The sequence below is a fragment of the Niallia sp. RD1 genome (assembly GCF_024219955.1).
GTDB classification, from domain to species: Bacteria; Bacillota; Bacilli; order Bacillales; family Cytobacillaceae; genus Niallia; species Niallia alba.
Genome location: NZ_CP100420.1, coordinates 4257010 through 4273010 on the forward strand (window position 1 = coordinate 4257010; position 16001 = coordinate 4273010).

At 34.3% G+C, this 16001-nt stretch carries 16 protein-coding genes and 1 pseudogene; 1 reads left to right on the forward strand and 16 read right to left on the reverse strand.

Annotation, left to right across the window (positions count from 1 at the left end; all coding sequences use genetic code 11):
- Positions 1 to 123: 123 nt before the first annotated feature.
- From NKG37_RS20490 to NKG37_RS20500, 3 genes are all read right to left on the reverse strand, one after another.
- Positions 124 to 1341 (reverse strand): threonine synthase, encoded by a 1218-nt coding sequence (locus tag NKG37_RS20490; protein ID WP_254415267.1) that lies wholly within the window; start codon positions 1339 to 1341, stop codon positions 124 to 126.
- A gap of 149 nt (positions 1342 to 1490) precedes the next feature.
- Positions 1491 to 2795: a UDP-N-acetylglucosamine 1-carboxyvinyltransferase gene (gene murA / locus NKG37_RS20495; protein WP_254415268.1), complete on the reverse strand. Its 1305-nt coding sequence runs from the start codon at positions 2793 to 2795 to the stop codon at positions 1491 to 1493.
- Between the two features lie 28 nt (positions 2796 to 2823).
- Positions 2824 to 3606 carry a DeoR/GlpR family DNA-binding transcription regulator gene (locus NKG37_RS20500; RefSeq protein ID WP_224427941.1) on the reverse strand — a complete coding sequence of 261 codons (783 nt, stop codon included), beginning with the start codon at positions 3604 to 3606 and terminating at the stop codon, positions 2824 to 2826.
- A 410-nt stretch (positions 3607 to 4016) separates the two neighbouring features.
- Here NKG37_RS20500 and NKG37_RS20505 point away from each other — a divergent pair, with 410 nt between their 5' ends.
- Positions 4017 to 5081 (forward strand): DmpA family aminopeptidase, encoded by a 1065-nt coding sequence (locus tag NKG37_RS20505; RefSeq protein WP_254415269.1) that lies wholly within the window; start codon positions 4017 to 4019, stop codon positions 5079 to 5081.
- A 42-nt stretch (positions 5082 to 5123) separates the two neighbouring features.
- On the opposite strand, the gene NKG37_RS20510 is transcribed toward NKG37_RS20505, so the two are convergent.
- The 13 genes and pseudogenes from NKG37_RS20510 to NKG37_RS20570 form a co-directional block, all read right to left on the reverse strand.
- Positions 5124 to 5390, reverse strand: a complete 267-nt coding sequence (locus NKG37_RS20510) for a nitroreductase family protein (RefSeq protein WP_367976111.1) — start codon at positions 5388 to 5390, stop codon at positions 5124 to 5126.
- 31 nt (positions 5391 to 5421) lie between these two features.
- Positions 5422 to 5568, reverse strand: a pseudogene (locus NKG37_RS20515) (NUDIX hydrolase N-terminal domain-containing protein); the annotation flags it as partial.
- Positions 5569 to 5604: 36 nt separating this feature from the next.
- On the reverse strand, positions 5605 to 6774 hold the full coding sequence (locus NKG37_RS20520) for an ABC transporter permease (RefSeq protein WP_198013213.1): 1170 nt from the start codon (positions 6772 to 6774) through the stop codon (positions 5605 to 5607).
- On the reverse strand, positions 6767 to 7480 hold the full coding sequence (locus NKG37_RS20525) for an ABC transporter ATP-binding protein (protein ID WP_016203673.1): 714 nt from the start codon (positions 7478 to 7480) through the stop codon (positions 6767 to 6769). Before NKG37_RS20525 ends, NKG37_RS20520 begins: the two co-directional genes overlap by 8 nt.
- Positions 7481 to 7667: 187 nt before the next feature.
- Entirely contained in the window at positions 7668 to 8336 is a 669-nt protein-coding gene (locus NKG37_RS20530; RefSeq protein ID WP_302183196.1) for a DUF975 family protein, read from the reverse strand.
- Positions 8337 to 8524: 188 nt separating this feature from the next.
- On the reverse strand, positions 8525 to 9556 hold the full coding sequence (locus NKG37_RS20535) for a glyceraldehyde-3-phosphate dehydrogenase (RefSeq protein ID WP_224427938.1): 1032 nt from the start codon (positions 9554 to 9556) through the stop codon (positions 8525 to 8527).
- A gap of 148 nt (positions 9557 to 9704) precedes the next feature.
- Positions 9705 to 10508: a PP2C family serine/threonine-protein phosphatase gene (locus NKG37_RS20540; protein WP_016203670.1), complete on the reverse strand. Its 804-nt coding sequence runs from the start codon at positions 10506 to 10508 to the stop codon at positions 9705 to 9707.
- Positions 10509 to 10614: 106 nt separating this feature from the next.
- Positions 10615 to 11142 carry an AAA family ATPase gene (locus tag NKG37_RS20545; RefSeq protein WP_016203669.1) on the reverse strand — a complete coding sequence of 176 codons (528 nt, stop codon included), beginning with the start codon at positions 11140 to 11142 and terminating at the stop codon, positions 10615 to 10617.
- Positions 11143 to 11262: 120 nt separating this feature from the next.
- Complete coding sequence (locus tag NKG37_RS20550; protein WP_169188644.1) at positions 11263 to 11904, reverse strand: histidine phosphatase family protein; 642 nt, start codon at positions 11902 to 11904, stop codon at positions 11263 to 11265.
- 22 nt (positions 11905 to 11926) lie between these two features.
- Positions 11927 to 12658: a class I SAM-dependent DNA methyltransferase gene (locus tag NKG37_RS20555; protein WP_016203667.1), complete on the reverse strand. Its 732-nt coding sequence runs from the start codon at positions 12656 to 12658 to the stop codon at positions 11927 to 11929.
- A gap of 179 nt (positions 12659 to 12837) precedes the next feature.
- Entirely contained in the window at positions 12838 to 13539 is a 702-nt protein-coding gene (locus NKG37_RS20560) for an HAD family hydrolase (protein WP_212119068.1), read from the reverse strand.
- A gap of 270 nt (positions 13540 to 13809) precedes the next feature.
- Complete coding sequence (locus NKG37_RS20565; RefSeq protein WP_169188646.1) at positions 13810 to 14829, reverse strand: AbrB family transcriptional regulator; 1020 nt, start codon at positions 14827 to 14829, stop codon at positions 13810 to 13812.
- Positions 14830 to 14960: 131 nt separating this feature from the next.
- Positions 14961 to 15728 carry a hypothetical protein gene (locus tag NKG37_RS20570; protein ID WP_016203664.1) on the reverse strand — a complete coding sequence of 256 codons (768 nt, stop codon included), beginning with the start codon at positions 15726 to 15728 and terminating at the stop codon, positions 14961 to 14963.
- Positions 15729 to 16001 lie beyond the last annotated feature (273 nt).

Sequence of the window (16001 nt, forward strand, 5' to 3'; positions counted from 1 at the left end):
GCTTATTTAATAAATTACCAAAATAATAGGTTGGAATAGATAAAACCGCCGATAAATTGGCGGTTTTATTGAATTTAACTAATTTAATTTTCTACTATTAATCCTTATACTATTAACAAAAGATTAACTTTTAATGCTTTCACCTGGCTGTAAAGTTGGAATATTAGAAAGTTCCACCGTTTCTGGATATTTTATTCCTGCGCCTGTATTTAAACAAACGACAACCTCTTCTTCTTTCATCCAGCCTTCTTTTCTTAACTTTTCAGCAGCTGCAAAGGTTGCTGCTCCTTCTGGACAAATAAAGTTCCCTTCTAGCTCTGCGACTAACTTTTGGGCAGCGAGTAATTCGTCTTCTGAAACAGCAACAGCGCATCCATTAGACTTATACAAACTTTCCAATACTAGAAAATCGCCTAATGCTTTAGGTACATTTATACCGAAAGCACAGGTCTCCGAATTCTCATAAAACGTAGACTCTGTTTCCCCTTTTTTCCAAGCTTCTACAATAGGAGAACATCCTTCTGCTTGTACTGCGACTAATCTAGGAAGCTTGTTGTCTGCTATCCAACCGAGTTCTTGCATTTCTTTTAACGCTTTATATATACCGATAATACCAACGCCACCACCTGTTGGATATAAGATCACATCAGGAACCTTCCAATTAAATTGCTCCACAATCTCATATCCCATCGTCTTCTTTCCTTCGATTCGGTATGGTTCTTTCAAAGTAGAAGCATCATAAACTCTTTTTTGAGCAACTAATTGGCCAACTATTTTGCCCGCATCACTTATTAGTCCCTCTACTAAATGCAAATCTCCACCGGCTATATAAACTTCTTTTCTTGTAATAGCAGGAGCATCGACAGGCATGACAATAGTTGCTTTGATATTCGCCTTAGCTGCATAAAGTGCCCAAGCTGCACCCGCATTACCATTTGTAGGCATTGCAAGCTGTTCTACCCCAAGCTCTTTCGCTTTTGAAATTCCAACACTTGCTCCTCTTGTTTTAAAGGAACCGGTTGGAATGATTCCCTCATCCTTTATGTATAAATTAGCAAGCTGATAATGCTCACCTAATCTTGGCATTTTTTCTAATGGTGTGCCCCCTTCTCCTAAGGAAACGACATTTTCTTCTGCTGTTACTGGTAGAAGTTCATGATAGCGCCATAAACTTTTTGCGCGCCTTTCTATTTTCTCCTTTGAAACATGTTTCTTAGCTTTCTGTAAATCATAGCGTACTAGTAAAGGAGATCCACATTCACAAAGCTGTTGAATTTTTGTAACCTCTAATATTGCCTGACATTTTGGACATTCTAAATGGGACACATAGCTAAAAGTCATTGTTTTCCTCCGATATAAAAGTAATAAACTAACAAAAAAAACCAAAAGAGCCCTATAAAAAGACGCCTTTGGTTTTTCCAATCAGCAAGTGTTATCATTATTTATCTATCATTATATAAAAAATAATCCGATTAGACAATTTCGTTTTACTAATTAATTTTTTTAAGTTCTTCTATCAAAATATCATTCGTAATCTCGTCAGAATAATGCAAAGTAATATTTGCTCCTAGGCTATTAAATGCTGCTACCGCATTATCATATCCCCGTTCTATATGTTCCATTCCAGTAATTACTGTCTTTCCTTCCGCAATAACCCCTGCAAGCATAAGACATATTCCAGCTCTGACATCGGAAGCATGGACTAATGCACCGTGCAGTGACGATTTTCCTTTTATATGAGCAACTCCATTTGCTACCTCAATGCTCGCTCCCATTTTATTCAACTGATATACATGATTAAATCGATTCGGATAAACCGTTTCCCGAAGCGCACTTTTCCCACTCGCTTGTGTTAATAATACGGTTAAAGGCTGCTGCAAATCCGTCGGAAACCCTGGAAACATAGCAGTTCTTACTCTTGTCGCTTTAATTCTACCATCTAAAAAAGATGTAACATTATTTTCTTTTATTTCAATACCTACACCAATCTCTTTCAATTTCATAATGCAGGAGGTAAGATGTTCTGGAATAATATCTTTTACAGTAATCGTGCCTCCTGTGATTCCGGACGAAATGAGAAAAGCTCCCGCAATTAGACGGTCAGGAATAACGCTGTAGCTACATCCATTTAATTGCTTAACACCTTTAATTTTGATTGTTTCTGTACCAGCACCGATGATTTTAGCACCCATTTGATTTAAAAATAACGCAGTATCTGTTACTTCTGGATCTCTTGCCGCATTTAATAAAATCGTTTCCCCTTCAGCTAATACCGCTGCTAGCATACTATTAATTGTTGCGCCTGATGTGATCGTATCAAAATAGATGGTCGCACCTTTTAATTTAGAAGCCTCTACTTCATAATAATCTTTGAAAAAGGTGAATGTTGCCCCTAATTTTTCTAAAGCCTTGATATGTTGGTCAATTGGTCTACTTACAAAATCATCCCCGCCTGGATAGCCGAGTGATACTTTTCCAAATTTAGCGAGTAATGCTCCGATAAAGTAATAAGCTGTTCTGAATTTGCCAGACTTTTCAGGTTCTATGATTGTATTATTTATTTTAGTAGGATCAATATGAACGTCCCCTGTACTGTCTCGATGCATCACACATCCAATTTCCTCGCCAATTTGACGAAGCACACCAAAATCTGCGATGTTTGGGATATTCTTTAAAATTACGGGTTCACTAGCTAAGCATGCTGCTGCAAGAATTGCGAGCGAGCTATTTTTCGAACCTGGTACGGTTAAGGAACCTTCTAGCTTTGAAGGTCCTTCTATGTTCATCCATCTCATTATGAATCTCCTATTCCTCTCATTCTAATCAATGTAAATCCGCAAAAATAATTTGCGTTCTTTTCTTTTTTATCTCTTGAATTATTTTTTCCGGAGCCCCTAAATCTGTGATCAGGATATCTATCTCCTCCATTGGTATAGATTGCATAAACATTTCAAGCCCTATCTTTTCATGGGGAGCAAGGCATACTACTTTATGTGCAACACTGGAAACGGTCTGAGCAAATGCTGCAGCTTCAGGAGTAGAAGTACTAATACCTTTTACGTTAATTCCTCCTCCTGTTAAAAAACAAATATCCAAAGAAAATTTACGCATCATTTCCATAGCCAGACAATCTATCATACTACCAGATGAAACACCCCTTAGCTTTCCACCGATTAAATAGGAACTAATATTTTCTCGTGTTCTAATATGTTCGGCAATTTTTAGAGAATTGGTAATGATTGTATAAGGGAAATCAGTTGGCAAATATTTCATCATTCCATAATGAATACCTGCTCCTCCAATAAAAACAGTATCATTTTTTTTAATGCAGGAAGCTGCTAATTTAGATATAGCATTTTCATGTGGAGCACCTGCTCCGTATCTAATTGCATCTGGTTGCGACATTGTCCGCACTTTAGGTGTTGGTTCAGGAAGAATGGCACCACCATATGTTTTTTGCAGTAATCCTTGTTCTTCCATAATGGATAAGTCTCTTCTTATCGAATCAAGGGACATTTCAAATTTAGCTGCTAAATCTTTGGCGATTACTTTGCCATCTCTTGCTATAATTTCTAAAATTCTTTGTCTTCTTTCCTCCGCTAACATATGCTACCCTTTCTCATTAAAATCTAAATTTATATTATTCCGTTTTATTAAGTTTTGTCAAACTTATTATTCTTTTTCTTTCATTTTCATTCCGTTTTATTCGTTTTTTACCATGAGAGAACATTTGTTCTTATTTTGAATATTGTATTGTTTAGCAAGCATTTAAAGAAGGAAAGTACAAAAAAGACTGCTTCACCAGCAATCTTTATCATTTATTGTTTTCATCATATTAAAGCTTTATATCATATTCCATTCGTCTTGCTGTTTCTCTCGCCATTTTCGCTCCTAATAAACACTTACAAGATGAAACGACTGTTTTTATAAATTATTTCGAATGAGTTTGCGAAAAACTTGATAAATTTCTTTCATTTTGAAAAAATAATACTATCAATACGGAAGGTAGGTTATTTATGATCAAACAAAAGCGGATACGGGATTATGGAGTTACGATAGGTAAACTAAAAACTGGAAGCAAAAATGCCATTACAGATGTCGATGGCGTTACAGTTGGCCATGTTACCTTAAAAAATGGTGATACACAAACAGGTGTTACAACAATATTGCCACATCAAGGAAACGTATTTAAGGAAAAGGTAATTGCTTCAAGTCATGTTATTAATGGCTTTGGAAAAACGATGGGTTTGATGCAAATAAATGAATTAGGAACAATCGAAACCCCTATCCTTTTAACAAATACATTAAGCATTGGTGCTGCTGCAGATGCATTAATTGAATATATGCTAGATAATAATACGGAAATCGGTAAGACTACAGGAACCGTTAATCCGATTGTTTGTGAATGTAATGATATGTTCCTGAATGATATAAGAGCAAGAAATATCACCAAACAACATGTTTTCGATGCGATTGTCAATGCCTCACCTACGTTTGAGGAAGGTTCAATTGGAGCAGGTCGCGGCATGTTATGTTACTCCTTAAAGGGAGGAATTGGTACGTCATCACGTATAATAGATATGAAACATGGTAGCTATACATTGGGTGTCTTAACCTTGACTAATTTCGGAATATTGTGCGATTTAGTGATAGCTGGAAAGCCAATTGGGCAGGAACTAAAAGAGCATCTTATTCAAGCAAGAAATGATAAGGATAAGGGATCAGTCATTATAATAGTCGCAACAGATCTTCCTGTTTCAGAGAGACAATTAAATCGCATTATTAAGCGTGCTGTCACTGGACTCGCTCGTACTGGTTCCATCATTACGACAGGCAGCGGTGAAGTAGTAATTGGTTTTTCTACAGCCACAAAAATTCCGCACGAAAATCCATATTCGAGTGTGCCTGTATCAACAATTCATGAAGAGGATATAGATAAAGCTTTTAGAGCAGTTGGAGAAGCTACTGAAGAAGCTGTGCTAAATTCTCTCATTACAGCGACACATGTAATTGGACGCGAGGGAAACGAACGACCAACCCTACAAGATTTAATAAATAAACATCATATTAGTCTTTGCTAAAAAAACAGACGCATTTGTATCATTAGTGCGTCTGTTTTTTTATTATTTATACTTCCCTTCTAAAATCGATTCGGATAAAGGACGACGATTAGATGGTTGCTCTCGTGCTTGAAAGTCTTCAGACAATGCCTCTTTTTCGCCTTGATACCCTATTGCGATAGTTACTTGAATATCAAATTCTTCTGGAATATTTAAGACTTCTCGAGCCTTTGCCTTATCAAATCCACCAATCGCATGTGTTTTCAAACCTTCTTTAATAGCCTGCAAAGATAAGAAGCCCCATGCTGTCCCACTGTCAAAAGCATGCATTCCGTTCTGTTTATCCGAAATAAGCACTGCTAATCTTTGTATATTCCGACATTATCTCCATGCTTAATTTCCTGATGTCTTCAAATCTTTCCAAATCATATACATCTTTCGAATACGTTAAACCTGCTTGTGCAATTGCTTGAAGCTGTTTTCCCCATTGCAACCATTTCGGTTCCATAATATGACCTCCAATATTGAAATAAAGTTAAACAATCTAAACACCTACCATCTTCATAACATACCAAGCCACATAGTTAAAAAAGAATACGATTCCTAAAGCAAGAGCAATCATTACCATTACGCCCTTTTTCCTTGCAGAAAAAAAGGCATCACTTTCCATATACTTTTTCATTAATGGATGGTATTGACACACTTTATTCCATAAACTAATTAACCATCCATACATCATGATAGAAAAACCGATAAAAATAATTATTTTTAGCCATAATGGCGGTACGATAATCATTGCCCATGTTGTACTGTTAATCAACATAAAATAGCCATATAAATAACTAGAATTACGCAGAATAATTTTAATAAATAATTCGATAAAACCGTTAGATGGTGTGCGTTTTTTAAAAATCCGTTTAGAATTTTTGAATGTACGCGGCTTTTTTCTGTTCATGATCACTGGCTTTTCTATTTCAGGTGCTGCCAAATAAATAAACTGAACCATGCTTGTTTTACGTTCCTGTTCCATTTCAATATGTAAGTCAAGAGAACCTATCTTATGTAAGGCTTTTAGACTAAAGAAAATCGACAAAATAAGAAGGATACCTGAAATAACATAAACCGGAACATAATATTGGTTAGCAACGATACGATAAATCCATTGGCTAGACCAAATACATATCAAAAATAGGAAAAACATAATGAAACTTTTTTGAAAAATGGAAGCAATTTTTCTGATATGGTATTTAAGTAATAGAAAACAAGATTGTAAGGCGTTAAAATAGACAAATAATACAAGGATTTCCTGCCAGCTTAACAAATAATAATGAAGCAAAAATGGTAAGAGGCATAGAAATCCTGCGCCCATAACAAGGATTTGCCAAAAAAGGGAATTACAATAACTTAATATTTTTAATTTCCATAACAAATCAAGTTGTTTTACTAAAAATACTTTATCCGCTTCGACAAGATAGGTACGAATATGGCCAATCCAAGCAAGAACGGCTAAAAAGAAAAACGGTATGATAAAAGGGATGTTGTGAATCCAAACAGGTAATTCAATCCACCATGAACGGTAGATGATTCCACAAAAAATAACTGCAGGGACAAGAATATAGATAATTACCGTCCAATCTGCAATGGATCGAAACACATTCCATTGATAGCGCCAATTCTTGATCAACCGTGAAAAAAATAGCTTTCTACTATTCACTTTCATTATCCTCTGCGAGCAAATGAAAACAATCATACAGAGAGCCATCCGGTAACTGACACAGTCCCCGAATATCCTCTAACGTTCCTTTTGCAACTAGGTGACCATTATGTATTATAAGAAATCGATCACAAATTTTTTCTGCTGTGTCTAACACATGGGTAGACATTAGTATCCCAGCCCCACGATTTCGTTCCATTTCGATCGATTCAAGAAAAAGCTTCATTGCATTTGGATCAAGACCCATAAATGGCTCATCAATAATATAAAGGAAAGGATTAGTGATCATCGCAAGGATAAGCATCGCTTTTTGCTGCATCCCTTTAGAATATTTAGTTGGATTTTCATGGGCGTAGTCCCATAGTTTGTACTGATTTAGTAACTCATTTGCTTTTTGCTTGTATTGTTTTTCTTCTAATCCTTCCACTGCTGCCACAAAATCTAGATGTTCCCATAATGTTAATTCATCATAAAAAATGGGTCGTTCTGGTAAATAAGAATAATTTAAGTCCTCTATGTATGATATCTTTCCTTCTATATGTTCTATTAGTCCTAATAGACTCTTTATCGTGGTGCTTTTACCAGCCCCATTCGGCCCAATTAAACCAACTAATTCTCCTTTCTCAATCGAAAAATCAATATCCTTAATAATTTCTTTCTTTTGCTCGTATCCCGCCGATTGTATCGCTACATCTATAAGAGACATTGTACATCCTCCCTCACTTGTTACAATTACATACGAGTAAAGATGTAAGAAAGTTTCTATTTTAAAATAATACAAACAAAATTTCTTTGATGGATACCAGATTCATAAAAAAAATAGGACCACGATTGTAGTCCTAAATAAAGCAGTCATCTGATTGCGAAATATATTTGCTTGTAAGACGAATATTTTAAAGTTCAATAACCTCTTTTTCCGCAATATGATTATGATAAAAAGTGGCATTAGAGGTATAGATGTAAGGAACTAACCAAAGAAAGCCGATTCCTAATGAAAGTATACAAAGCAGACCCCATCCAATAAAGCTTAAGTTTAATAAAAAATATTTCCACTTGTATCCATCCATTCTTCTTCTGCTTTCCGTAATTGCTTCAAAGATTCCATACTCTGGATTGTCTTTAAACAAATACAATGTCTGTGAATATGCTAGCCCTTTAATAATACCAGGAATAACTAACAATAAAGTCCATAAAAAAGTAAAAATGCCGATCATAATATTTGTTCCAATAAGCTTTAAAGAAAGATTAGCATTTATGTAAATACTGAAAACTTGAGGAACTTCAGGTTTTTCCGCGCGTACAAGTCCTAAATAAAACCAGAGAATACCTACTGTGAGCGGGATATACAAGATATAGATAATAAAATTGATTAATTCTGAGCCAAGCGGAGAATAGTCTTGATAAAGCCAATTATGAATCCCGCCACTAAATAAAATTTCTATTAATGTCGTTACAACGATACTAATAAGGAAATAAATTAAGGTTAATAAAACACCTTTTCCCCATGAGCCTCTTAATGATTGCCTCGCTTGTGATTTAATTTGTCTTATCTTCAATTTCATTCCTCCCCTAATTCTGCTATTTAAAAATTCCTCCTTTCATCCCTAAATATAAATATGCGTTTTATTTGTTTTTATGAAAAAGAAATGTATGGAAGATAACAGAAAAACATAGAAAAAGGAAAGTTTGTACGTTTGGTAAATAACCTTGTACAACTATCCTTTTTCTATGTTACTGATCTAGATTTCTCTTAGACTGCTTGACTATCCATCTCCACACGCATTTTACTTCCAACGAGTTTTACTAAATCTACTACTCGGTTTGAATAGCCCCATTCATTGTCATACCATGCAAGGATCTTTACTTTGTTTTGTCCTATAACCATTGTAGATAAAGCATCAATGGTGGCTGATTGGGTAGTTGTGTTAAAGTCAACAGATACTAAAGGTTCATCGGTAATAGCAAGGATACCTTTAAGCTTTCCTTTTGCTACTTCTTCAAAGACTTGATTAATAGCTTCTGACGTTACATTTTTCTCTAAATCAACGACTAAATCCACTAGTGAAACATTCTGGGTTGGTACTCGCAATGCCATTCCATGAAGTTTTCCTTCTAAGTGAGGAAGAATCTGTTTTAAAGCTTTAGCAGCACCTGTTGTAGTTGGAATAATATTTTGTCCGCAAGATCTTGCTCTGCGCAAATCCTTATGCGGATTATCAATATTATTTTGATCATTTGTATAGGAATGAATGGTCGTCATTAATCCATTTTTTATCTTGAAATGCTCATCTATAACCTTAACGACTGGTCCTAAGCAATTGGTCGTACACGAAGCATTGGAAATAATGTAATGTTTATTAATATTTAAAGTCTCTTCATTCACACCCATCACAATGGTTGCATCCGCATTTACACCAGGTGCTGTTAATACAACTTTTTTTGCGCCGGCTTTCAAATGCAAGGCTGCTTTGTCTCTTGCATTAAATTTACCTGTCGCTTCTATAACAATATCAATATCTAGTTCCTTCCAAGGTAAATTTTCTGGATTACGGTTATTCACTAACAGGATTTTTTGTCCATTGATAACAATCGAATCATCCATAGCAACTACTTTACCATGGAACTTGCCATGAATTGTGTCATACTTTATTAAATGTGCTATCGTTTCAGATGAATAACTAGCATTAATAGCAGTAATATGTATATTTTGGTCATTAATTGCATTTCTAAGAACCATTCTTCCAATTCTCCCAAACCCATTAATCGCAACTGATATAGTCATTCAATTCGCCCCTTTAAATAAGTTATACTAATTAATCATTATCACCAATTAAGTATAACACATTTGAAATAAAATACATCTTATTTATCCTTTAAAATAAGATGTATTTTTTCTTATCTATTGACTTAAGGGAAGTAGGTGATTTCTTTTACCTATTTAAATCACTTGGCATTGTAGACTCTTCTTTATTGGTTACGAACCAAGAAATGATTGTTGTACTATCACGAACTTTGTTCTTTTTTATGTCTTTTAATAAGCTATAGACTCCTTCTTGATTAGTTAGCTTTCCAAATGGGTGAAAGATAGGGGCAATTGTATAATAATCACTGTTGGGACATTCAGTAAGACCATCTGTAGTCAGAAATATATGTGTTTTTCCTTTCCTTAATTCTTTCACTCCTAAACTATAAGAGGGCACTCCTTGATGGAAGGTACTATTTTGGCCAATCCATTCATAAAAACTTCGATGATTTTGCTGGTATTCTCCTAATCTTGCAAGTTCTGGATGATTTAATGCAAGGATGCAATCACCAATCGATAACCACCATAGAAAGTTTTCTTTTCGTATAACGATTAAGCATGCAGTTTCTCCTTGAATCATTTTGCATTTTTCTAGAAATTCCTCGTTGGAAAAATGGTTTAAGAAAAAGGAAGTAATTTGTGGAAACACTTGATTTAACGATAATTGTAGAATCATTTTTATCTCTTTTCGTTTTTCATCAATACTTTTTATGACTAAATCTGCACTCTGCGCTGTATCATGTGCATCTAAGAGAGTCACTAGTTCCCAATCATTTTGTTCATCTATCCAGATTAAGCAACCGTCCTCATTTTTATATTGACCTGAAGATGAATTCCCTCCAAATCGGCCAACTACTAAGTTATTTTTTAGCTGAAGAATATTAATTTGATCAACAAAATGCTTATCACTACCTACCCATTTATATTCCATATTTCACTTCCTCAAGCATAACTTCTTTAAAATATATTATTATCCTTTCACATAATGCAATAATTTCAGTCTCTTCCGCAATTGGAGCTTCCGGCCATTCATAATGTCAATCACTTTTCAAAAAATATTTCCGATAAATAGCTTTATTATTCTTAACTACAAAGATTTTATTTTGATACTTTTCATATGTCTTAAAAAAATAAGGTTTCCCTACTTGCTCAAAGTGTTTATTCCATTTAAACATTTTAAAGAAAATCTGCCAATTTGGTTGATAATTTGCTTTTTCTAGACCAAGCTTTTGTTTAAAAAATCTTTTTATAATCCGATATGTTCGAATAGCATAATTAGTATCCAAGAAAATAATTATATCTGCTTGATAGAAACTTTTGCTAACCCATGGTTCACTATGAACTCCTTCAATAACCCATTTATCCGTTTCTGTGATTGAATGTAAAAATTCTTTTCTTTCTTCTTCCGTTCTTCTACTATCACCATTTTCCGTTCGCTTCCAAACGACATTATCTAATTCATAATAAGGAATTTGCATCATCTTTGATAAATCCCTCGCCAATGTTGTCTTTCCACTACCTACGGACCCGATAATATGGATTTTATTTGGAGCAGTTTTCACCATAAAACTCCTCCTTTCTATAAGGGTCCTATTATGCATGAAATTGTAGTAAATGGTCATTCTATTTGACTCTACAAATAGAGAAAACTTTGATAGAAGCTCATGGAATTATTTTCTTCGTTTTTAGTTTTCCATGCTCAAAGTTAACTTTCCACTGTCACGGAAAGAGGCATCCGCTACTTTTTCCACCATTATTTGACCATCTTTTACAAGAATAACGGATACACAGCAATTGTCATGGTGTGGAAATCCGTCCGTGTTTAAAAGGGATTTCATTAAATAGCCAATAGTTACTCCATGAGAAAAGACTGCTATGTTTCCGCCGGTATCTCTGTGGGCAGCTATAATATCAGCAACAGCAGCGTTTGTTCTATTTAATAATTCAGTAAATGATTCGCCATCCTGCACTTTACTTTCCACATCTTTAAAAGAAAATAGTCTCTCAAGAATATCTCCATGCTCTGTAATAATATCTGTCTGTAGCATTGCTTCCAACATACCAAAATTCATTTCTTTCAATCTAGCATCTTTTGTTATTTTGATATTCCTAGTACCTAAAGCAAATTTAGCAGTGTCTAATACTCTCTGACTATCACTCGCATAAGCAGCCTCAAAAGGAACATCTACTAAACCAGCGCCGACAGATTTCGCTTGGAGTATCCCATTTTCTGTTAACGGTGAATCACAAAACCCCTGCATTCTTCTCTCGATATTATATTGGGTCTCTCCATGTCTAATAAAATATAACCTTAATTCCTTTTCCATTTCGAACATCCTTTCTTTCTCTTTATTTTTCACAGGATAAAATCAAGAAAAGCGGAATCCTTTTCCGTCTTTCGAACTCTTTTTCGTGCTGAAAGTGCTCTTGTTTAGGCATTCCTTCCCGTAAATCTGTTACTTTAAAGCCTGCTTGTTTCAACATTCGAACATATTCCTCTATTGTTCGATGATATTTTACTACATCCTTACCTATCCAAGGCTCCGTTCTTTCTCCCATTGAGAAATAATTATCTACAATCCAATTTGTTCTTTTTTCTGAAGAGGTTGCACTCTCTATAGAAGACAGCAGTAGCGGGTGTTGTACACTAAAAACAAATTTCCCATTATCGTTTAAATTATTATAGACAGCTTGAAATATCTTATATAAATCTTTTATATAGTGAAATACTAACCTTGAAACAACCAAATCAGTCTTGGAGTTCGTAAAATTCCATTCTTCTAATGTGGAGTGGTTAACGTAACCGTTTGTTCCATTTAGATGACTGGAAGCTTCATCAAACATTCTCTTTGAACCTTCTACACCTGTATACTTTTCTGCACCCTTTTCTAATAATTCTATCCCGAATTTAGCATCTCCACATCCTAAATCGAGAATCGATTTGCCTTTAACTTCTCCTAATAATTCAAATAAGATCGGCCTTTCTATACTATTATTAGGACTTGTATCTCGATTTCTTCTTGCTCGATAATTTTCAAAAAATTGCTCATTGTCATATACGGAGGAACCATGATATGCCACTCATTCACCTCTTCTAATCTCTTCTAAAAGAAAATTCGTTTATATGTTTCTATCCTATTTTATACCATTTAGGTAGATTCGCCTTTTTTTGAATGTAACTTTAATGTATGTTTAAAGATTATTCACAGCTTATTTATTTAAATTAGCGAAGATGAGTGAACTACCAATTGTTACATTTTTCATAAAATAAACAATAAATCGGATAACTTATTAATAGTTAAATATCTTGAGCTTTTTTGAGCATTCGGTCTTGAAAGGATTAATATTGACTGAATCCCAATGTTAGTAGCACTATCTAAATTTATTTCATAATCATCAATAAATACGGTTTCTTTTGCTGGTACATTCATTCCTTTAAGTGCTTGTTCAAATATAACTGGGTTAGGTTTATTCACGCCAAGCTCAAAATTAAACGTCATATCATCAAAATAATCATAAAATCCTGCGTTTTTGAGGACTCTTATAATGGATGGATCGGTGTCAGATATAATCCCAATTTTATACTTCTCTTTTAATGCTTCCATTGTTTTTTTTGCATCCTCATAAAATATATAATTGGAATCGTTATATACTCTATCATAGGCAATGATTTCAGCTTGTTGTAATGTTAATTTAATCTCAGGTAGCTCGTCAGCAATTGTCTTATAATAATTCATATACCTTTCAAGTTCCTCCAATTCAGTCTTGTAAATTTCCATTTTCAAATATTCATTTGCTTTCAAAAATGTTATATGAAGCCTTTCCTTGGAGATAGAATGTAGGTTTTCCAAATTAATATACTCCAGAGCTTTTGTAGTAATTTTCCAATTACCTGTAAAAGGTCGAAAAATTGTCCAACCTAGGTCAAAAAATATCGCGCGTATAGGATTATTTAATTTCATTACCGAACTCACCCTTAATAAAAAATAAGTATTTCAAGTTGTAACCCCAATATTCATTTATATACACTAGAATTCATGTAATCAAATAATTGACACTATATGACATAAAACTCTTAAAAAATCTAATACTAGTTGTTTCAAATCCCGTTTTTTCTATAAAATCCAATAGCGTTGAACCTATAGTTTAAAACCTTCCAATCTATTAAAATAGCTGACCATTTTGTAACTATTGGGGCTACTACTTCTAAGTTTGAAACAATATAAACACGATTAACTTTTTCGCTCTTCTAATCTTTGTTCTACACGTTGAAATCCCCATTTCATAATGATTGGCACACAAAACAAGATAAATAATAATCGAAATAACTGATAGGTCGTAATAATCGGTAGGTTAGCGTGAACAGATTGTCCTAACACCGCCATTTCTGCCATTCCACCTGGTGCGAGACCAATAAAAGCAGTCAATAAGGAGATATCACGGTCTACACTTACAAGGATATAACCAAGAATGAGAGAAAAAAGAACAAGTAATGAGGACGTTACCGCTACTACGCTTAAAAATTTTGCTTTATTTTCGATATTACCAAATTTAATTTGCAATCCAAGATCAATACCTACTAATATTTGCGCTAAACTCGTTAATGAAGTTGGAATCGCTGGCAAATCAACTCCGACAATCGATATAGTTGCAATAAGAAGCATCGGCCCAATCATAAAAGGTGCAGGGAATTTGCATTTTTTCACTAAATTTGCGATGAGATAGCAAAAGAAAAGGAGCAGAAAAATCACCCAATGATAACTTGCGCTTTCTACAGCAGCTGTTACCGTAGCAATCGCTTGGTTTCCATACAATATTGGACTATATACAAGTAGTGGCACGAGAATCATAACAGATAAAATTCTACTGATTTGAATAATCGTTACTACGGTAAGATCGATTCCTTTAATTTCGGAACTAATGGCAACCATTTGGGAAAGTCCACCTGGAATACAACCAGCAACCGTCGATTTTAAATTACTATGCGTTAATTTAGAGGTAATAAAGGCAAGAATTAAACTAAAGGCAATCATGACAACAGTCATTAAAAGCATAGAAGGTAGGTGAATTCCCATTTCTATTAGTGTTTGTTTTGTGAATTGTTTTCCGATGATATATCCAATGACAAGAAGTCCTATATCTCGAAAAGAGAAAGGTAGTTTCGGAGAATGTTTTGCAAGGCGGACATAAAGAATTGTACCGAACATGGGGCCAAGCAGCCAAGAAAGCGGAAGTTGACATACTTGAAACACCCATCCTCCAAGTATAGCGGTTAAACATAAGAAAAGTAATGACATAATTTCGATCCTTTCTAAAAATAAGTACTTTCATTATACTACTTATTTTCCAATAAAATGAAGGATCTATTTTATTTTTGTTAACATTAGTTTCCTTTATAACTAATTTCCTTCACTTTGACTTTTTGTAAAACCCAATCCTCTTTATTCCAAGTCCACCAAGTTTCTAAATAACCAATCGTATCAACCGTTGCTAACCCACTTATTCTCTGTTTCCCTTTAATTGCAGTTTGATTATTATATCTCGTTACCTTTAGCTCAGAAAAGGGGGAAAGAATTAATTCAGTTGGTTCATTTAATCTTCCTTTATGGTAAAGTCCAAGCTTTTCATAGTGATTTCTGCGATCATATAAGTCAAAGATATATGTCTTTTCTTTATTTATTTTTAATTCTGCTTTATATGCATCTTTAAACTGACTTTCAACTGAAGCCAACTCTGGCTTTTGCAATTCTACTAAATTATTTTCCTGTAGCTGAAAGAAATAAAAGTTTTTTTCTGTTCCTCTCTCATTCGCAGAAACAGTCAGCAATAATTCTTTCTGGTGATCGTCATTGATATCGATGATATGTAATTTAGGATCAAATCCACCTTCTACAGTTAATATCGCTGGCTTATCTTTTTCCTTCGTGACCTTTAGTAACAATTCCTTAAAGAAATTGCTATTTTCAGGCTGATCCGATCCATCTCCTTTTAATTGAATCATTTCTTCTTGGTCGTCATTTGTTATATCCGTTTTTTCTTCAAAGATTAATTTGTTTGTTTTCTCATCCTTCTCCATTGCATATACACCAGTAATAGCAGTTAAAGTCATTAAAAAGAAAGCACATAAAGCAACAAGCAATTCTCTTCTCATGCTAAAACCTCCCTACATCTTAATACTTTTTAGGATGTCCTTTTTTGGTAAAATCATGTAAGTAAGGAAAAGAAAATTTATAAAATAACGGGATATTTGTTATTTAAATATTACATAAGGTATAGTGACATTGGATGGAGGAGGGATGAACTCCCTTTTTCCTGATATTTTTAATAAAAGTGGTTTTCATTCGCCTGATGAATGCTATTTTCCTATCTTTCTTGGCAAAAGTGGTTTTCATTCGTCTGATGAACGCCATTTTTCTTATCGTTC